This window comes from Arthrobacter sp. YAF34 (assembly GCF_052113245.1).
Classification (GTDB): domain Bacteria; phylum Actinomycetota; class Actinomycetes; order Actinomycetales; family Micrococcaceae; genus Arthrobacter.
Genome location: NZ_JBFRCV010000015.1, coordinates 1 through 18,696 on the forward strand (window position 1 = coordinate 1; position 18,696 = coordinate 18,696).

Consider the following 18,696-nt stretch of genomic DNA (forward strand, 5'->3'; position numbering starts at 1 on the left):
GGACAAGGATGCCTCTACCAGTAGGAGTCAGGCGGGCATTACGGTGGACCATGAAGACCTCTTAGTCGTTCGGTGTGTGTGGTAACCACCAACCTAAGAGGTCTTCACCCTTTCAACATGTAACCAACGTCCTGGCCGAGTACAGCTAGACGCCATTTTTGGCCTCTGCCCTCTAAAAGTGTCAACACGCTATAGGTGAGCTTTTTTGCCGGCGGCATCACGCCATACTTATCGGTGGCCCGGCTTTGTGGTCCGGGCGTCTTCAGAGCATTTCGTCCAAGCTTGTAAGACATGAGCCGAGCGGCCCAGTCAACAGGTTGCAGGTATGCCGGTGAAAAACGAGTACAGCCTACTCTTGGCAGCGGTCAGAAAAGTGATGTTTGCTCAGTTGACCGATGACCGCCGACACGGAAAGAGACAGGTCTCACTTGTGATCGAACCACATCGCGCCGACTGCGGAGGAGCCGCCGGCGCCGTCATCATCCCGGCCCACGACGAGGAACGCGTGATCGCGCGCACGCTCGACGGCCTCCTCCCCCTCCTCTCGTCGCCCGACGTCGACGTCATCGTGGTCTGCAACGGCTGCACAGACGGCACCGCCGAGATCGCACGCCGCTACGCGGGCGTGACGGTGCTTGAGACGCCGGTCGGGTCGAAGCCGGCCGCCATGAACCTGGGCGACGCCGCGACGGAGCGCTGGCCGCGGCTGTACCTCGACGCCGACATCGAGATCGAGGCGTCGGCCGTCGAGGCTGTCTTCCGCGAGCTCTCGCGCCCGGGCGCCCCGCTCGCGTCACGCCCCTCCTCCATCGTCGACACGCGCAAGTCCACGTTCCTCGTGCGCTCCTACTACCGCGCACGCGCCCGCATCCCCGAGCCGGTAACCCGCCTCTGGGGCGCCGGCCTGTACGCTGCGTCGGAGGCGGGGCACGCACGCTTTGCCGCATTTCCCGAGGTCACCGCCGACGACTCCTGGTTCGATGGCCTCTTCGCCGAGGACGAGAAGACGATCGTCGAGACTGCGCCCGCGCGCGTGCACGCGCCGCGCACGGCAGCCGCTTTGCTCCAGATCCTGGGCAGGCACCGTCGCGGCTACGTCGAGCTCGAGACTTCCGACCCTGGGTCACAGGGCCGCGGGCGGGCGCTGCTCGGCACGATCCGCGGCCTCCCGTCGGCGCTCGACGCGTTCTGCTACGCGGCGCTGGCCGCAATTGCACGGCTCCGGTCGCACGCCACGGTCGGTGTTGGAACGCAGCAATGGGAGACCGACGCGTCGACGCGGGCGCCTGTGCCGGCCGCCCCTTCCACTCCTTCAGCGACGGCCGGCAGACGCGCGCACGGAACGGCGGCCGCCCCGATAAGGCTCAAGACCCTCCCCGCCGAAGGCGAGGACTACGCGGTGTGCGTGGTCGGCGCCGGCGCGGTCGGCCTCTCGTTCGCCCTTGAGGCGGCCGACGCTGGCCTGAGGGTGCTGCTGCTCGACGCCGGTGGCGAGGACGCAGGCCGCCGCGACAAGCCGGCCGGCCGGCGCCGCAACGACACCATCGTCGATCCCGACCGGCATGCGCCCGAGCTGCAGACCACCCGAGTCGGCGTCGGCGGCGCCTCGTGGATGTGGGGCGGCCGCTGCGTGACCTACGAGCCCGTCGACTTCGAGCAGCGCGACTTCGTGCCCGACTCCGACTGGCCGATCGACTTCTCGGACATCGAGCCGTGGCGGGCGAAGGCCCAGGAGTACCTTGACTGCGGCGCGGGCGGGTTTGCCTCCGACGAGCCCGACTGGGAGGGGCTGGGCGATCTGAAGATGTCGCAGCTGGAACGCTGGGCCCGCCAGCCCACGCTCGGCCCGCGCCTCGCCGCGATGGTCGCCGCGCATCCCCTCATCGACCTCATGTGCGATGCGCCCGTCGTCGGCGTGGCCTTCGACACCGACGGGACGACGGTGGAGGGGCTGCGCATCCTGTCCGACGACCGTCCGGCCGTCGTGCGCGCCAACCGCTACGTGCTGGCCGCCGGCGGGATGGAGACAGTGCGCCTCCTGCTCGACGCCCAGCGCACCCTGCCCGCAGCGTTCGGCGGTGCAGACGGCCCGCTGGGCCGCTACTACATGGGACACGCTACTGGCAGCATCGCGAACGTGGTGCTCACCAACCCGGCCGATATCGCCGACCTGGACTTCCAGCTCGACGAGCACGACAGCTACGTGCGCCGCCGCTTCTCGCTCCCGGCGGAGTCGTTGCGCGAGCATGAGCTGCTCAACGCCAGCTTTTACCTCGACAACCCGCCGTTCTACGACTATCGGCATCGCAACGCCACGCTGTCGGCGGTGTTCCTGGCCCTGGCCGTCCCTCCCGTCGGCCGCCGCATCCTGGCCGAGGGCATCCGTCTGCGCCACATCGGCCCGACGCCGCGACGCTACTGGCCGCACATCGTCAACGTCCTGCGGCGCCCGATCCGTGCGATCATCGACTCCGCCGACATCCTGCGCCGGCGCTATCTGTCGAACGTGCGCAAGCCCGGCTTCCTGCTGCGCAACCCGGGCGGGACCTACGCCCTCCACTACCACTCCGAGCAGATCGCCAACCCCGACAGCCGGGTGCGCCTCGACGGCGGTCGCAACGCCGACGGCACGCCGAGTCTCGAGATCGACTTCCGTTACACCGAGCGGGACATCGACTCCGTGCTGCGCTTCCACGCGCTGCTCGACGATCGCCTCCGGGCCGCCGGCAGGGGCCGCATCGAGTACCTCGATCCGCCCGAGAACCGCGGCGCCGCCGTCTGGGAGCAGGCGATAGACGGCTTCCACCACATCGGCACGACCCGCATGAGCGCGGTCCCGGCCGACGGCGTGGTCGACGGCGACTGCCGCGTCCACGGCATCGACAACCTGTTCATCGCGTCGAGCAGTGTGCTGCGCACCTCTGCGGAGGCGAACCCGACGTTCACCGCGGTCTGCCTTGCCCTGAGGCTGGCGCACCACCTCGCGGAGACGCCGTACGCCGACGTCGAAGCGGTTTCAGAGCAGGAGCCGATCCCGCCGGTCGCGGAGAACCAGCCGACGCCGGTGTGAGCGACCAGCCCGGCACCTTTCCGTGAACCGTCTCACGTCCTGAGTACAGCGCGCACACGATCGGCCTCGAGCCCAGGGGCCCCTTGGGTTAATTTGGAATCGCACCGCCCGTGGTGACGGGCCCGATTGTTAAACTTAGAGCGGACCCGATGGCGGAGACGGCCTCTAGCCTCCCGGCCCGGCCAATCCGCATGGCTCCGTCCGGGGCCAGTTCTAGCTCCCGCCCGCTGCGAGCAGGTGGTTGGGCAGCCGGTTCCCCGGTGCCCGGCCGCGGATTTCCAGCAGTTCGCGGGCATGGGCGTGAAGCCGCTTGTCCTCCTCTGATACCGGCACCCACTGTGGGATCGGCACCGAGGTGCCGGTTTCATCCCGGGCCACCATGACCGTCAGGCAGTAGGTGGTGAGGTTCAGCTCGCGCCCCTTGGGATCTCCCGAGCGGACGTGGACGGCGATGTGCATGCCTTTCGTGCCGGTGTAGACGAGCCGGGCCTCCACCTCCACCACATGGCCGATCAGCAGCGGCCGGTAGAACCGTACACCGCCGGAGAACACGGCCACGGTGTCCATCCCGCAGTACCGGGAGGCGCAGACGTAGGCGGCCTCGTCGATCCACTTCATGACGATGCCGCCGTGGACCTTGCCGCCCCAGTTCACGTCCGTGGGCGCCGCCATGAACCGCAGCACCACGCGCTCAGCCGTGCCGGCATCGGTATATTCCTGTCCGCTCATGGCTTGGACAATGTCTTCGCGTACTTTGATCCGCGCCAGTGCATTGTCCCGCTGTTCGATTTCATCGGGCATCACCGGGTCAAACTGCGGCACCGGTATGGGCTTGCCGTCGGCGCCCACGGCCACGAAGATCACGATGCACTGGCTGCGCATGGTGGCCGGTCCGCCCTTTGGATCGCTAGAGGACACCACGGTGCGGATGTGCATCGAGGACCGCCCGGTGTAGACGATCGTGGCCTCAACCTCCACCATGTCGCCGCTGTTGACCGGATCCGCGAAGTGGATGTTGCCCACATAGGCGGTCACGCAGTAGGACTTCGCCCAGCCGACGGCGGCGGCATAGGCCGCCTTGTCCACCCACTCCAGCACGGTGCCGGCGTCGACTGAGCCGCTGTGGCCGACGTCGGTGGGGGCCGCCAGGAAGCGCAGGGTCACGGAATTCGGCGCGTTCTCGCTCATGCTGCGAGTTTACTGAAAGCCCCGGCAGGCGCCGCAGGCCGGCGACACAATCGCTGTCCGGGGCGCCATAACCGGGACAGCGCCAAGCGATATGACCTACGACGGCGGCCGGCCACCAAAAGGTGTCCGCCCGCCGTCGCGCGCTGATTGCTTCACTGACGCCTTAGGCGAGAATGCTGAGCTTCGAGTTGCTGCGGCCGAAGAGGGCGCGGTCAGCGGAGAGCCTGCCCGCGCCGACGAGGGCCACGGCCAGGGCGGCGGCGGCCAGGATCAGGACCAGCTCATAGCCGCCGGTTGTGACGAAGACGCCGGCGGAGGCGTGGACCAGGAACAGCGCACCGAGCATGTCCACTGCGAGAAGGGCGGCGAACACGCGGGTCAGCACGCCCAGGATCAGCGCGACTCCGCCGACGAGTTCGAGGGTGGCGACGACCGGCGCCACCGCCTGGGCCGCCGGGACGCCCATCTGGGAGAACGACGCCTGGGTGCCGGCGATGGTGAATTCGTTGAACTTCTGCCAGCCGTGGGCCGCGAACAGGAAGCCCGTGATGACGCGCAGGATGGTGCGGGCGGAGGTGGTCAGTGCGGGCTGGTTCATAACGTGCCTTTTCTGGGGTGAGGGCGTCGCGGCAGCCGGGCCGCTACGGCGCTGAACAGTTGTACTTTCAACTCTTATGATCCGAGTATTTAGTTGAAAAATCAACTAAATGACGTTCCGTGGCATTGCGAGTGGCCCCGCTAGGGTTAAGCCGTGCCTTACTCGCCTCCGCTGTCCAAGACCCTGCCGCCGGCTGCAGGGCACCGGCGGGAAATCCTCCGCCTGGCCGTCCCGGCCTTTGGTGCCCTCGTCGCCGAGCCGTTGTTCCTTCTCGCGGACTCGGCCATTGTGGGCCACCTCGGCGTGGCCGAGCTCGCCGGCGTCGGGCTGGCATCAGCGGTGTTGCATACGGCCGTCGGCCTCATGGTGTTCCTTGCGTACTCCACCACGCCGGCAGTCGCCCGGGCCATCGGCAACGGCCAGCTGGCCAAGGCCCTCGCCGCCGGACGTGACGGCATCTGGCTGGCACTGCTGCTGGGGATTGGCCTGGCCGTGGCCGGGTTCCTGGCCGCCGGCCCACTCCTTGAACTGATGGGAGCCCGCGGTGAGGTGCACACATTTGCCGTGGACTACCTGCGGTGGTCCATGCCGGGGCTCGTGGCGATGCTGCTGATCTTCGCGGGCACCGGGGTGCTGCGCGGGCTCCAGGACACCCGTACGCCCCTGGCCGTTGCCGCCGCCGGCTTCACCCTGAATATCGTCCTGAACCTGGTCCTGGTCTACGGGCTGGGCTGGTCCGTGACCGGCTCGGCCGTGGGCACGAGCATCACGCAGTGGGCCATGGCGGCCGTCTACGTGCTGATCGTCCGGCGCAACGCCCGCACCAGCCGGGTGTCCCTGCGGCCGGACTGGCGTGGAATCCGGGCACTGACCAGGGTGGGTTCCTGGCTGATGTTGCGCACGCTCAGCCTGCGGATCGCGATTCTCGCCACGGTCTTGGTGGCCACCGCCCAGGGCCCGGTCAATCTCGCCGCGCACCAGCTGGCCATGACCATCTTCACGTTCTTCGCCTTCGCGCTGGACGCTCTCGCGATCGCGGCCCAGGCCTTGATCGGAAAGGAACTCGGCGCGGCACGGCCGGCGGCGGCGCGGGCGCTGACACGCACCATGACGCGCTGGGGACTCGGGTTTGGTGTCCTGACCGGGATCCTGCTCGCTGCCGCGGCGCCGTGGGCGGGCTCCTTGTTTACTCCCGACGGCGGCGTCCGGGCCGCGCTCACGCTCGCCCTGTGGGTGCTTGCCGCCGGACAGCCCCTCGCCGGATACGTGTTCGTCTTGGACGGTGTCCTCATCGGGGCGGGCGACGCGCGCTACCTGGCGATCGCCGGCGTCGTCAATCTCGCCGCCTACCTGCCGCTGCTGCTGGCCGTGGGATATTCCGGTACCGGTGGGAGCACGGGATTGCTCTGGCTCTGGGCCGCCTTCTCCCTGGGCTACATGGCGGCGCGGGCGCTGACGCTGGGTCTGCGCGCCCGAACGGACCGGTGGATGGTTCTCGGTGCGCCGTGAGTGCGGCTTCAGGGCACGGTCAATGCGCAGTGGCGGCTTCGCACTAAACTGGACGGGTGACTCTCCCCGCAGCGCCTGACGCGACCCCTGCCATCCGCGCCGCGGCCGACCTTTGGAAGCCCGTGCTTGTCAGGGCTGCCATCGCGCTCGTGTTCGGCGCGGTGACCGTGTTCTGGGCGGCGCCGTCCGTGACGGGCATGGGCTGGGCCGGCGGCCTCTACCTGCTGGCCACTGGGGTGGTGATCATCTGGACCGTTACCAAGACCGGGTTCCGCCCGCGTGAAGGCGCGGGCAGGATCCTCTCGGCCGGAGGAGCCGTCCTGGCCGGAGCCGGCGCTGCTGTGGCCCTGATCGCCTCCCCCCTCGTCTTCGGGACGATCGCGGCCGTGGGCCTCGGCGTGGCGGGGGCCGCGGAACTGGCAGCGGGCGTGCTCGGCCGCGGCCGGTCCGTGCTGGGCCGCGACTGGATCGCCTCCGGCGTGATCGGCCTGGGCACCGCGGTAGCGCTGCCGTTCTTCATTGGCCTCGGTGCGCACGCCCTTCTCGGCGTCTCGGGCGGCGGAGCCATCATCTGCGGGGTCCTGTGGATGCTATCCGGCCTAACCCTGCGGCACGATGCTCGGGGCGATTCCGCCGAGGCCGTAAACTAGTACGGACAGGTTCTACCCGACGTAGAACAATAGCGGTAATAAGACGGCCACGCTTCCCGCGTTGGCTGCAGGAGGAAATCACGTTGGCACAGCAGAAACCCGGAGCGCCCCGCAGCCTGCGGACCTCGGTCAAGGGACCGCTCATGTTCTCCGCGTTCTGGGCCGTGGTAGTTTTCTTCGGCGTCCTGATCTTCGCCTCGGGCGGCAGCGACCGCCCGCCGCGCTTCGACCTCGCCTTCACCGGTGCCGGGATCGCCTTCATTGTGATCCTCGTGGTGGCCGCCATGCTCTCGATGAGCCACAAGGACAACGCCGACGACCTCGGCAAGGGATCAGGGGTCAACCTCAGTTCCAGGCGGACGCCCGCCAGCCACGGCGGCCCGTCAGCGCAGTCCGGGCCCGAGAACCCCGGCACAGCCGCGTCCCGGGACGACACGCCGCAGCCCTAACACCAGGGCGCAGCCTAACGCCACGGCGCAGCCCTAGGAGGCCGCCTTCCGAGCCCGGTACGCAGCCACATGTGCGCGGTTGGCGCAGTTGCCGGTATCGCAGTACCGCTTCGAGCGGTTTCGGCTCAGGTCCAGCACGACGGCGTCGCAGTCGTCCGCGGCGCACACCAACAGGCGGTCCATTTCCTTGCTGCGGATCACGTCAACGATCGCCATGGCTGCCTCCGTACTCATCCGGTCGGCCAGCGGCGCCTCTGGGGTGGTGGCGTGCAGATGCCAGTCCCAGGGATCGTGCTTGACCAGTTGGGGGAGCGCATGGGCCTCCCGGAGCAGGCGGTTCACGGTCGCCGCGGCGGCTGACTCGTCCGCCAGCCACACCTCGGCGAGCTCGCCGCGCAGCCGCCGCACGCTTGCCAGCTCGGCCTCATCCCGGGTGCGGGAGCCGGTGAAGCCCTCGGCCTGCAGGAAGCCGTCCAGATCCTCAGCCGTGGCCAAATGTTCCTCACCGTTGGCCGCGGTGTTAATGAGGTTGACCACGGACCGCAGGGCAACTTCCGTGTCAGGGGCAAAAACCATCTTGACTCCTTACCTTGCCGGGGCGTAATGTCATGACCATAACCCTACTTTACTCCTGACAGGAGAATGCCCATGTCTGCCCCCCAGCGCCCCGCCGCCGCCCCGGTCCGAGACCTCGCCGTCCCCCGGCCTGCCTCGGAACCTGGCGCCGCCATGCCGGGGGCCGTTCAGGGGGCCGTTCAGGGGGCCGAACGGGCCGGTGCCCGCCGGCCGGGCGCCGTGTCCGGCTTCATGGCCTCGGGCCTCGGCATGGCCTTGTTCTCATCGGCGGTCTTCGGGCTCTCCGGCTCGTTCGCCAAGGCGCTCCTGGAGACGGGCTGGACTCCCGGTGCGGCCGTCACGGCCCGCCTCACGGGGGCGGCCCTGATTCTGGCCGTCCCGACCATTGCCGCCCTGCGCGGGCGTTGGCACCAGCTCCGGGACAACTGGCTGACCGTGGTCCTGTTTGGCTTCATCGGCGTCGCCGCCTGCCAGCTGTTCTACTTCAACGCCGTGTCCAGGCTCTCGGTCGGCGTCGCGCTGCTGCTGGAGTACCTCGCCCCGGTCCTCATCGTGCTCTGGCTGTGGGCCGCGAGCCGGAAACGGCCGCGGCCACTGACCATCGCCGGCACGCTCCTGTCCCTCGCCGGGCTGGTCCTGGTTCTGGACCTCACGGGCGCGGTGAAGATCGACCTGATCGGGGTCCTGTGGGGGATCGCGGCCGCCGTCTGCCTCGCCATCTACTTCTTCATTACGGCCAAGGAAAATGACACGCTCCCGCCCATCGTCCTGGCCTCCGGCGGGCTCATGGTGGGCGCCGTCGTCATGTGGCTGACCGCGGCAACCGGGCTGCTGCCGATGGCTTTCAGCACCGCCGACACCCGGCTGGGACCCTGGATCACCCCGTGGTGGGTGGCCCTCGCTGGCCTCGTCGTCCTGGCTACCGTCGTGGCGTACGTGTCCGGAATTGTCGCCGCGCGGGCGCTTGGCTCGAAAGTGGCGTCTTTTGTCTCGCTCACCGAGGTGCTGTTCGCCGTCATCTGGGCGTGGCTGCTGCTTGGCGAACTGCCCGGACCGATCCAGCTGCTGGGCGGGCTCCTGATCGTCGGTGGCGTGGTCCTGGTCCGGCTGGACGAGCTCCGGGCCCCGTCCGGCGCCCGTACAGCGGCGCTGGACCACGCGAACGACTGCGAACCCGTGCCGTAAACCTCCCGGCACCCTGATGCCTGCGGGCCTGCCCGCCGGGTGCCGGCTTTCGGGCCTAGTCCACCGCGGTGCCCTCGTTCCCGGGCGCGAAGACACCTAGCATGAGGATATGTGCCGAAATATCCGGACCCTCCATAATTTTGAGCCCCACGCCACCTCCGCCGAAGTGGAGGCCGCCGCGCTGCAATATGTGCGCAAGATCAGCGGCAGCACCAAGCCGTCCAAAGCCAACGAAGAAGCCTTCAACCGGGCTGTGCACGAGATTGCCCACGCCACACAGCACCTGCTCGACTCCCTCGTGACCCATGCCCCGGCAAAGGACCGCGGGGAGGAAGCCGCCAAGGCCAAGGCCAAGGCGGCCATCCGCTTTGGCGCGGCCTGAACGGCGGTTGATCGGTCGGTAGGCGGCCTGGAAGGGCCCTACTTGCCGAAGCTCCGCAGCCGCAACGAATTGGCCACCACAAGCACTGAGCTCGCGGCCATTGCGGCCCCGGCGATCATGGGGTTCAGGAGGCCCAGGGCGGCCACGGGAATGCCCACGGCGTTGTAGAAGCAGGCCCAGAAGAGGTTCGTCTTGATGGTCCCCAGGGTCCGCCGGGAAAGCTCGATGGCCTGCGCGACCTGGCCGAGATCGTTGCCCATGACCGTAAGGTCGGCGGCCTCGATGGCGGCATCGGTGCCAGAGCCCATGGCGATGCCGAGGTCCGCCTGGGCCAGTGCCGCGGCGTCATTGACGCCGTCGCCGGCCATTGCGACGGTGGCGCCGGCGGACTGCAGCCTCCGCACCGCCTCGACCTTGCCCTCCGGCAGCATTCCCGCGAACACGTCCTCGGGAGCGATACCGACGGCGGCAGCCACTTGTGCGGCCACGGCAGCATTGTCCCCGGTCAAGAGGATCGGCCGGAGGCCGAGGCTCCGCAGCCGCGAGATCGCGGCGGCGGAACCAGGCTTGAGCGTATCCCGCAGGCTGATGATGCCGGTTGGCTCCCCGTCCACGGCGAGCCAGATCGCGGTGGCCCCGGCGCCTTCGGCGGCGCCAAGGGCCTCCAACTGCCCGGCGTCGGGAACAATGCCGTTCGTTTCCAGCCACCCCAGCCGGCCTGCCGTGACGCGCCGGCCTTGAACGGTTCCCTGCACGCCGCCTCCGGGCGCGGAGCGGAAATCGACGACGGCGGGGAGGCTGCCGGAGCCGCTGTCGCCGCGCTCAGCCGAGAGTGCCGCCGCGGCAATGGCGCGGGCGATCGGGTGCTCGGAGGCGTTCTCCACCGCTCCCGCGAGGCGCAGCACCTCGGATTCGCTGTACGTTCCGAAGCCCTGGATGCCGGCCACGGCCAGCTGGCCGGTTGTCACGGTCCCGGTCTTGTCCAGCAGGATGGTGTCCACGGTGCGGGTGTCCTCAAGGACCTGCGGACCCTTGATGAGGATGCCCAGCTGGGCGCCGCGGCCGGTCCCCGTCAGCAGCCCCACCGGCGTAGCTAGCCCCAGCGCGCAGGGGCACGCAATGACCAGCACCGCGACAGCGGCGGTGAAGGCAGCCCGGATCTCGGCGGGACCGGGTGCCGGTCCGGCGGCCAGTAGCCAGGCCCCGAAGGTCAGGGCCGCGACGGCAAGGACGACAGGCACGAAGACGGCGCTGATGCGATCGGCCAGCCGGGCGATGGGCGCTTTCCCGGTCTGCGCCGCAGACACCAGCCGCCCCATCTGGGCCAGGGTGGTGTCAGATCCGACGCGGGTGGCACGGACCAGGAGGCGGCCCGAGGTGTTGATCGTGGCACCGGTGACCTGACTGTCCGGACCGACCTCAACCGGCACCGATTCCCCGGTCATCAGCGAGGCGTCCACGGCCGAGGAACCGTCCAGGACCACGCCGTCGGTGGCGATCTTCTCGCCCGGCCGGACAACCATCACGTCTCCCGCCACGAGCTGCCCGGCGGGAATCCTCTGCTCACGGCCGTCGCGCAGCACGACGGCGTCCTTGGCGCCAAGGCTGAGCAAGGCCCGGAGCGCGTCGCCGGCCCTGCGCTTGGCGGCCGCCTCGAGATACCGGCCCAGCAGCAGGAACGTGGTCACCACGGACGCGACCTCGAAATAGAGGCCGCCCGCGCCTTCCATGGCCGGCTGCTCGGTCAGGCGCGGATCCGCGAGCAGCTGCCCGGCGGAAAAGGCGTAGGCGGCGATCACGCCGATGGAGACCAGGGTGTCCATAGTCGAGGCCCCGTGCCGGGCGTTGATCGCCGCGGCCCGGTGGAACGGCCACGCCGCCCAAGCGACCACCGGGAGGGCAAGGACCGCGGCCACCCAGCCCCAGTTCGGGAACTGCAGCGCCGGGATCATCGAGATCGCGAAGACCGGGACGGTCAGCAGGGCCGCGGCGACGAGCCGCGGCCGGAGCGAGGGTGCGGCCGAGCTGGCCGACAAGCCGGTACTGGCCGGGGGTTCTGCCGGCGCATCCTGCGGTCCCGCCGGTTCCGGGTACCTGGCGGGCCGGATGGTTGCCGTGTAGCCTGCCGCCGCAACTGTGGCGGTGATCTGCTCGTCCGTGATGCCCGCCGGGACGGTGACGCGGGCGGACTCAAGGGGAAGGTTGACGGTCGCCGCGACGCCGTCGAGCTTCCCGAGCTTGCGTTCGACGCGGCTGACGCAGGAGGCGCAGGTCATGCCCTCGATTCCGAGGTCAATGACGCGGCTTCCGGACTGGTCCAGCAACTGCTCGGTACTCACGGTGCCTTCCTGTTCTCTCGCTCGTTCCACTGTGTGCCCCCGCGGGCGCCTTCGGCCCTCAGGCGTCGCTGGCAACCATCAGGTAGCCGGCTTCGGCGACAGCCTCGCCGATCTCGGCGGAGGACAATGCGCCGGTGGAGGTGATCGTGACGGTGGAGATGCCGCCGGCTTTGAGGTCCACGTCGACCGTTTCGACGCCGGAGAGCGCCTCGAGTTCTTCACTGACGGAGGACACGCAGTGGCCGCAGGTCATGCCGGAAACGTTGACGGTGGTGGAAACGGTGCGCATGGCGTACTCCTTGTCGTAGGGCAGGGGTGGTTCCCCGGCCCGGTGGTGTGGTGGGTGCTGGAAGTCCTAGCGCAGGAGCCGCCCGATTGCATCGGTGGCCTCTTTGACCTTGAAGTCGATGGCTTCTGCCCGAAGCTCCGGATCCGGCTCGGAGGCGGCGCCGACCACGCAGTGGCCGATGTGTTCTTCCACGAGCCCCAGGCTGACGGCATGCAGGGCCTTGGTGACGGCGGCGACCTGGGTGAGGATGTCGATGCAGTACTTGTCCTCGTCAACCATCCGGGCGATGCCGCGCACCTGGCCTTCGATCCGCTTGAGCCGGCGCAGATAGGCCTCCTTGTTGGAGGTGTAGCCGTGCACGTGGGGCGCCGGTTCGGCGGGAGGCGCGTCCACGGCGGGCGGGACGGGAACTTCGAACTCGCTCATGCCCCAAAGGTATACCCCCTAGGGGTATCTTACAAGTGGCGGCTGAGGCCGAAACCGGGCATGGTCCGGAAATTAAAGAGCTCCGGAGTGCGTTATTGGGGGATACGCACTCCGGAGCAGCTATTGGGTTGGGCGACGCTTCTTTCGCCTACACATCGAGCTTACTCGGCGGTAGAGGGATAAGGCCAGCACCGCGAATAACTACTTTCGGTTTATTTTCCTGCGGCCGGAACGACCAGGATCGGGCGCTCCTGGTGGTGGCTCAACCAGGCCGCTACGGAGCCGTTGAGCGCCGCGGAAATGCGGTGGCCCATGCCGAGTTCGGGCGTCCCCACCACGATCATGGAGGCGTTGGCGTCCGCGGCCAGCCTGCCAATCGCCCTGGCCGGGTCGCCCGCAAGGGTCCGCAGGGTCCAGTCGACGCCCAGGCCTGCGCAGCGCTCCTCGAGGACCGAATTCAGCTTCTGTATGGTCTCCCGGATCCGGGCGTTGTCAGCGTCCGGGTGCAGTGACAGCCGGTGCGCGGACCGGGCCGGGTCCCACTCCACGAGGTAGCTTGCCTCGTCGACATAGGCGAAGATCAGCGGCACGGCGAGGCTCTTCGCGAGTGATGCCGCGGTCTGCAGCACCTCGGGGTGCTGTCCCGGGAGCACGCCCACCACAAGAGGGGGCGGGCCGTTGACGGACTCTGCAGACATACTTCATTGTGGCGTCGTGATGCGGCCCTGAACAGGGGCTTACTTCCCGTCCACACGGCCCGGGAGGTTGCAGCCGACCTTTGCCGCCCGCGCCCTTGAACGCCCCCGGGGCGGGGCCTACGGTTGAAGAACACAGGAGGAGGTGGCCATCGTGGAGATCTACATGTGGTGGCTGGATCTGGATTTGGCGACTAAGGAATGGCTTCGGGAAAACCTCCGGAACGCCGAATTGCCCGAGGCCGTGCAGCGCGGGATTGCCGACGCCGGCGGACCGCGGACCGTCGAAGTTGCCGCCGGCGCCGCGGTCCTGACGGTCGCGGATTGGGACTTCATCGAGACGCAGTCCGAGTTCGTCGACTAACCCGACTGGCGGCGCCCTCCGGTTGGGCGGGCATTTTCTGCGGCGATCGGACGAGCCGTAATTCCGCGGCGCCGGAAGAAACGCGCCGGAAGAAAACCATTGCGGCCATCCGGCGCGGATGGTTGCATGGGGGGCATGGCTACTGCAGAGAGTTATGTCCTGGCGATCGGCACCAAGAAGGGTCTCTGGCTGGCGACTAGCCCGGACCGCAAGGACTGGTCCCTATCCGGCCCGCATTTCCTGATGAGCGAAGTGCCAAGTATCGGCATCGATACCCGCGACGGCCGGACCCGGATCCTGGTGGGGGTCCGATCGGAGCATTGGGGTCCGACCGTTTTCCACTCGGATGACCTGGGCGCGACCTGGAACGAACCCGAAAACGGCGCCATCACCTTCCCCGAAGGTACGGATGCCGCCTTGGAACGGATCTGGCAGATCTACCCCGACGCCGACTCCCGCCCGGGCGTCGTGTGGGCAGGCTGTGAGCCGATCTCCGTGTGGAAATCGACCGACGGCGGCGAGCACTTCGAGCTCAACACCGGACTCTGGGACCATCCGCACCGCAGCGAATGGGGCGCCGGCTATGGGGGCGCCGCGGCGCACTCAATTGTTGTTGACCCGACGGGTGAGAAGGTCCATATCGCCATGAGCACCGGTGGTGTCTACCGCTCGCTCGACGGCGGTGCCTCCTGGGAGCCGCGCAACAAAGGGATCTCCGCGTACTTCATGCCCGATCCAAACCCGGAATTCGGCCAGTGCGTCCACAAGATCGCGGCCGACGCCGCCGTCGACGGCCGGCTGTATGCGCAAAACCACCACGGTGTATACCGCAGCGATGACGGCGCCGAATCGTGGGAGTCGATCGCCGAGGGGCTGCCGGCGGACTTCGGCTTCGTCATGCTGACGCATCCGCGCCGGGCCGGCACCGCCTGGGTGATCCCGCTGAAGGCCGACGGCGAGCGGATTCCGCCGGACGGAAAGCTGGCGGTGCACCGGACGGACGACGCCGGGGCCAGCTGGAAACGGCTCGACGACGGGCTCCCGGAGCCCGAGTACAACGCCGTGCTGCGCGATGCTGCCTGCGTCGATGCGGCGGAGCCCGCGGGCGTCTATTTCGGAACGCGTGGCGGAAGCGTCTATGCCAGCGCCGACGAGGGGGAGCACTTCACGGAAGTGGCCTCGCACCTGCCGGACGTCTTGTGCGTACGCGCAGCCGCCGTCTCCACGGCACTCCTGCCGGCCCCGCTGCTCAAGGGCTAACGCGGCGCATGATCAGCGGCATGCCTGGTGCTCCGGACTCGGCGATCAACGTAGTCCTGCCGAGCGTCCTCCAACCGCTCGCCGGCGGGCAGTCCATCCTGACTGCGCCCGCGGAGGCAGCGGTGACGGTGGAATGGTTGCTGGATGCGGTGACCGGGGACTATCCGGCGCTGTCGAGACGGCTGCGGGACGAGACAGGGGCTGTTCGCCGTTACGTGAATATATACGTCAACGGGAATGAAATCCGCCGGCTGCAGGGCTTGGTGACTCCGGTGGCGCCCGGGCAGGAAGTCCTCATCATCCAGTCGGTGGCGGGAGGCTGAGCGTTCAGGGGACCCGCCAGAGGGTGCATTCGTCCGCATTGATGGCCTTGCGCATGCCCGTGTGGCGGTCCATGATCCACACGACGCCGATTCCGGGGGCCGTTTCCTGGACGCTGCCCCGGCGGATTACGACGTCGTCGTAGTTCGGACCGACACGCAGGCGCGCCTCGATCTCATCTCCGCGGTGAAGCTGGTCGAGCGCGCGGATCCGGGTTGCGTGGGCTTTCGCTTCCTTCAACATGGCGGGGGCCTCCTGGACTGGAGCTGGTGCCTGCTGTTGCCGGCGCTTCCAGTGTCCGGCGCCAATGTTGCGTCCGCGTTTCGGCACGGTAAGGGCCCGGTTATCTTTCGGCGGCGCCGGGGCTGGCGGTGCCGGGTCGGCGGCGCAAGAATGGGCCTTATGCGACTGCCGCTGATGCCTCCCATCGCGCCCATGCTGGCCAAAGCCCTCCCTGTGTTGCCGACGCCGGACGCCGGAACGGGCTGGTTGTTTGAACCGAAGTGGGACGGCTTCCGCTCCATCATCTTCCGCGACGGCGATGAGGTGGAGATCGGCAGCCGGAACGGCAAACCCATGACCCGGTATTTTCCGGAGCTCGTTGAGGCGCTGAAAGCGAACCTGCCACCGCGGTGCGTGCTCGACGGCGAGATCATCCTGGTGGCGGCCAGCGGGGACCGGCTCGACTTCGATGCCCTCCAGCAGCGCATCCATCCGGCTGCCAGCCGGGTGAAGCTGCTCGCGGCGCAGACCCCGGCGCGCTTCGTGGCCTTCGATCTGCTGGCCCTCGGCGGCGAAGACTTCACTGGCAGGCCGTTCGCTGAGCGGCGGCAGGAGCTAGAACACGTGCTGGCCGCAAGCGGGGCACCGGTGCACCTCACGGCCGCGACGTCCGACCGGGAGACGGCGCAGCGCTGGTTCCGGCAGTTCGAGGGCGCCGGACTTGATGGCATCGTGGCGAAGACGCTGGGAGGCACCTATCAGCCGGACAAGCGCGCGATGGTCAAGATCAAGCACGAACGCACCGCTGACTGTGTGCTCGCCGGATACCGGGTGCACACGTCCGGGCCGGACCGGGTCGGCTCGCTGCTGCTGGGGCTCTACGACGCCGCCGGGGCGCTGGCGAACGTCGGGGTTGTGGGCGCTTTCCCGCTGGCGCGGCGCAAGGAGCTCTTCGTCGAGCTGCAGGACCTGGTCACCGATTCCGAGGACCACCCCTGGGCCCGGGGCCGGCAGGAGGAAGGGACGCGGACGCCGCGCAATGCCGAAGGCAGCCGGTGGAGCGGCGGCAAGGACCTGTCCTTTGTCGCGCTGCGGCCCGAGCGCGTGGTGGAAGTGAAGTACGACCATATGGAGGGGGAACGGTTCCGGCACACCGCCCAGTTCGTGCGCTGGCGCCCGGACCGGGATCCGCGCTCCTGTTCCTATGACCAGCTCGAGGAGCCGGTCAAGTACGAACTGGCCGCGGTGCTGGGCGCCGGCAAGGACTGACCGCCGGGCTCCTGCCCTGTCCAGTCGCTCCAGTTCAGACGCTCCTATTCAGACGCTCCTGCCCAGTTGCTTTCCCGGGCCCGCTCGGAACACACCAAAAGCCCGGCGTGTCGCGTGAACACGCCGGGCTTTTCGGTATTGCGGCCGGAAGCAACCGGGCAGGAGCGCTGCGGCGGGGCTCCATAGTGCCGAGCTGTTTAATCCCGCGCTCCTTAATGCCGGGCTACTTGACGCCGAGCTGCTGGGTGGGGACCCGGAACGTTTCCTTGGCCGTCAGTGCCGAGATGGTGGCGATCACGCAGATGACGGCGGTGAAGATGGTGATCTGGACCCAGCCGCCGGGCTGGATGCCGCCCATGGCCGCCACGATCGCCGGGGCGAACCCGGCCATCAGGAAGCCCAGCTGCGTGCCGATGGCCAGGCCGGAGAAACGGACGTTGGTGCTGAACATCTCGGCGTAGAAGGAGGGCCAGACCGCATTCGCTGCGGCGTAGCCGAAGGAGAAGAACGCGACGGCGGCCAGGAACATCAGGGGGACACTGCCGGACTCGAGGCTCAGCAGGAACACCGGGGTCAGGACCGCGCTGGACAGGGCGCCGTAGATGAAGACCGGCTTGCGGCCGATTTTGTCCGCGAGCATGCCGAACAGCGGCTGGGTGCCCAGGGCCAGGAAATTGGCGCCGACCACCAGCCAGAGGGTGGTGGTGCCGTCCACGCCCGCAACGTTCTTGGCGTAGCTGATGGCGAGGGTACCGAAGACCGTGGACACGGCGGCGATGAAGGCGCAGGCAATCACGCGGAGGACATCGCGCCAGTGGCCCTTGAGCAGGTCGGCAACGGGGAGCTTGGCGATCTGGGCGGTCTTGCGGGCTTCCTCGAAGGCCGGCGGTTCGTGCAGGGTGCGGCGGATGAAGAACGCGATCAGCACTACCACCGCGCTGAGCCAGAACGGGATGCGCCAGCCGATGGTGTATTTGATGTCATCCGGCAGGGCCAGGACCGGGATGAAGACAAGGGCCGCCAGGATCTGGCCGCCCTGGGTTCCCGTGAGCGTCCAGGAGGTGAAGAAGGAGCGGCGGTTGTCCGGGGCGTGCTCGAGGGTCATGGAAGAGGCGCCGGCCTGCTCGCCGGCCGCGGAAAAGCCCTGGCAGAGACGCGCCAGCACCAGCAGGACAGGAGCCCACCAGCCCACCGTCTTGAAGTCCGGCAGGCAGCCGATGGCAAAGGTGGAGGCCCCCATCAGCAGCAGCGTGAACATGAGGACCTTCCGGCGCCCGATCCTGTCGCCGAAGTGGCCCAGGACGACGGCCCCGACCGGACGGGCAATGTAGGCGAAGCCGAAGGTGGCGAACGACATGATCGCCGCGTTGGTGTCGGCATCCGGAAAGAAGACGTGCGGGAAGATCAGCGCCGCTGCCGAACCAAAGATGAAGAAGTCGTAGTACTCGACGGCGCTGCCCAGGAAGCTGGCAAGGGCCGCCTTCTTCGGCGTCCCTCCTGTGGTGGTACCCGGCGTCGTAGACGGGACAGTGTGGCTCATGGTGTTCCTTTTGTGTGACGACGTTGTCGCGGATGGATCAGGAAGGTCTCGGCTGCCGCTTGTTCACGTGTGGTGCAACCGGAAGTCCGTGGAAAGACCCGGACCAGTAGCCACATGGTGGGAGCTACTTGTGCGATACAGCAATCATGGCTGTGAGCGCAGTCACTTGTCAAGGAAAATAATCACCATCTAGAAATAGCTCTCACTATGTGGGAGCATTGATGCATGAGTGTGAATCAAGCCACAGAAACGCCCGGCCCTCGCGGGTACCCGGCCGAGTCCGTCCCGAAGCCGGGCACGGCCGCCGGAACCGTCAAGACTGACAAAAAGACCGGCAGTAAGGCTGATAAGGAGGACTCGCGGA

The 18,696-nt window shown here is 68.2% G+C and carries 19 protein-coding genes; 10 read left to right on the forward strand and 9 right to left on the reverse strand.

The window, feature by feature from the left end; genetic code table 11:
• Positions 1–325 precede the first annotated feature (325 nt).
• Positions 326–3,070, forward strand: a complete 2,745-nt coding sequence (locus tag AB4Y72_RS16975; RefSeq protein ID WP_441427309.1) for a GMC oxidoreductase — start codon at positions 326–328, stop codon at positions 3,068–3,070.
• Positions 3,071–3,283: 213 nt separating this feature from the next.
• On the opposite strand, the gene AB4Y72_RS16980 is transcribed toward AB4Y72_RS16975, so the two are convergent.
• Both AB4Y72_RS16980 and AB4Y72_RS16985 read right to left on the reverse strand, forming a co-directional pair.
• Positions 3,284–4,258, reverse strand: coding sequence for an acyl-CoA thioesterase (locus tag AB4Y72_RS16980; RefSeq protein ID WP_441427310.1), 975 nt, complete (start codon positions 4,256–4,258; stop codon positions 3,284–3,286).
• Positions 4,259–4,421: 163 nt separating this feature from the next.
• Positions 4,422–4,856: a DoxX family protein gene (locus AB4Y72_RS16985; protein WP_441427311.1), complete on the reverse strand. Its 435-nt coding sequence runs from the start codon at positions 4,854–4,856 to the stop codon at positions 4,422–4,424.
• A gap of 153 nt (positions 4,857–5,009) precedes the next feature.
• Here AB4Y72_RS16985 and AB4Y72_RS16990 point away from each other — a divergent pair, with 153 nt between their 5' ends.
• The 3 genes from AB4Y72_RS16990 (at position 5,010) to AB4Y72_RS17000 (ending at position 7,464) form a co-directional block, all read left to right on the forward strand.
• Entirely contained in the window at positions 5,010–6,365 is a 1,356-nt protein-coding gene (locus AB4Y72_RS16990) for an MATE family efflux transporter (RefSeq protein WP_441427312.1), read from the forward strand.
• Positions 6,366–6,421: 56 nt separating this feature from the next.
• Positions 6,422–7,015 carry a hypothetical protein gene (locus tag AB4Y72_RS16995; RefSeq protein WP_441427313.1) on the forward strand — a complete coding sequence of 198 codons (594 nt, stop codon included), beginning with the start codon at positions 6,422–6,424 and terminating at the stop codon, positions 7,013–7,015.
• Positions 7,016–7,098: 83 nt separating this feature from the next.
• On the forward strand, positions 7,099–7,464 hold the full coding sequence (locus tag AB4Y72_RS17000) for a hypothetical protein (protein WP_441427314.1): 366 nt from the start codon (positions 7,099–7,101) through the stop codon (positions 7,462–7,464).
• A gap of 33 nt (positions 7,465–7,497) precedes the next feature.
• Here the strand turns inward: AB4Y72_RS17000 and AB4Y72_RS17005 are convergent, their stop codons facing one another.
• Positions 7,498–8,040, reverse strand: a complete 543-nt coding sequence (locus AB4Y72_RS17005; RefSeq protein WP_441427315.1) for a CGNR zinc finger domain-containing protein — start codon at positions 8,038–8,040, stop codon at positions 7,498–7,500.
• A 231-nt stretch (positions 8,041–8,271) separates the two neighbouring features.
• On the opposite strand from AB4Y72_RS17005, the gene AB4Y72_RS17010 reads away from it, so the two are divergent.
• Positions 8,272–9,225, forward strand: coding sequence for an EamA family transporter (locus tag AB4Y72_RS17010; RefSeq protein ID WP_441427415.1), 954 nt, complete (start codon positions 8,272–8,274; stop codon positions 9,223–9,225).
• 109 nt (positions 9,226–9,334) lie between these two features.
• Complete coding sequence (locus AB4Y72_RS17015; protein WP_441427316.1) at positions 9,335–9,607, forward strand: DUF2277 domain-containing protein; 273 nt, start codon at positions 9,335–9,337, stop codon at positions 9,605–9,607.
• Positions 9,608–9,645: 38 nt separating this feature from the next.
• Here AB4Y72_RS17015 and AB4Y72_RS17020 read toward each other — a convergent pair whose 3' ends face one another.
• The 4 genes from AB4Y72_RS17020 to AB4Y72_RS17035 form a co-directional block, all read right to left on the reverse strand.
• Positions 9,646–11,946: a heavy metal translocating P-type ATPase gene (locus AB4Y72_RS17020; protein ID WP_441427317.1), complete on the reverse strand. Its 2,301-nt coding sequence runs from the start codon at positions 11,944–11,946 to the stop codon at positions 9,646–9,648.
• A 58-nt stretch (positions 11,947–12,004) separates the two neighbouring features.
• Complete coding sequence (locus tag AB4Y72_RS17025; protein ID WP_441427318.1) at positions 12,005–12,235, reverse strand: heavy-metal-associated domain-containing protein; 231 nt, start codon at positions 12,233–12,235, stop codon at positions 12,005–12,007.
• 66 nt (positions 12,236–12,301) lie between these two features.
• The gene (locus tag AB4Y72_RS17030; protein WP_441427319.1) at positions 12,302–12,661 is read right to left on the reverse strand and encodes a metal-sensitive transcriptional regulator; all 360 of its coding nucleotides are present in this window, start codon (positions 12,659–12,661) and stop codon (positions 12,302–12,304) included.
• A 212-nt stretch (positions 12,662–12,873) separates the two neighbouring features.
• Positions 12,874–13,359 (reverse strand): universal stress protein, encoded by a 486-nt coding sequence (locus AB4Y72_RS17035; protein ID WP_441427320.1) that lies wholly within the window; start codon positions 13,357–13,359, stop codon positions 12,874–12,876.
• A gap of 151 nt (positions 13,360–13,510) precedes the next feature.
• On the opposite strand from AB4Y72_RS17035, the gene AB4Y72_RS17040 reads away from it, so the two are divergent.
• From AB4Y72_RS17040 to AB4Y72_RS17050, 3 genes are all read left to right on the forward strand, one after another.
• Entirely contained in the window at positions 13,511–13,720 is a 210-nt protein-coding gene (locus AB4Y72_RS17040; RefSeq protein WP_441427416.1) for a hypothetical protein, read from the forward strand.
• A 126-nt stretch (positions 13,721–13,846) separates the two neighbouring features.
• On the forward strand, positions 13,847–14,980 hold the full coding sequence (locus AB4Y72_RS17045) for a WD40/YVTN/BNR-like repeat-containing protein (RefSeq protein WP_441427321.1): 1,134 nt from the start codon (positions 13,847–13,849) through the stop codon (positions 14,978–14,980).
• A 20-nt stretch (positions 14,981–15,000) separates the two neighbouring features.
• Positions 15,001–15,303 carry a MoaD/ThiS family protein gene (locus AB4Y72_RS17050; RefSeq protein WP_441427322.1) on the forward strand — a complete coding sequence of 101 codons (303 nt, stop codon included), beginning with the start codon at positions 15,001–15,003 and terminating at the stop codon, positions 15,301–15,303.
• Between the two features lie 4 nt (positions 15,304–15,307).
• On the opposite strand, the gene AB4Y72_RS17055 is transcribed toward AB4Y72_RS17050, so the two are convergent.
• A complete protein-coding gene (locus AB4Y72_RS17055; protein WP_441427323.1) occupies positions 15,308–15,544 on the reverse strand; it encodes a hypothetical protein in 237 nt (78 codons plus the stop codon).
• A gap of 159 nt (positions 15,545–15,703) precedes the next feature.
• On the opposite strand from AB4Y72_RS17055, the gene AB4Y72_RS17060 reads away from it, so the two are divergent.
• Complete coding sequence (locus AB4Y72_RS17060) at positions 15,704–16,792, forward strand: ATP-dependent DNA ligase (RefSeq protein ID WP_441427324.1); 1,089 nt, start codon at positions 15,704–15,706, stop codon at positions 16,790–16,792.
• Between the two features lie 223 nt (positions 16,793–17,015).
• Here AB4Y72_RS17060 and AB4Y72_RS17065 read toward each other — a convergent pair whose 3' ends face one another.
• The gene (locus AB4Y72_RS17065; protein WP_441427325.1) at positions 17,016–18,332 is read right to left on the reverse strand and encodes an MFS transporter; all 1,317 of its coding nucleotides are present in this window, start codon (positions 18,330–18,332) and stop codon (positions 17,016–17,018) included.
• Between the last annotated feature and the right edge of the window lie 364 nt (positions 18,333–18,696).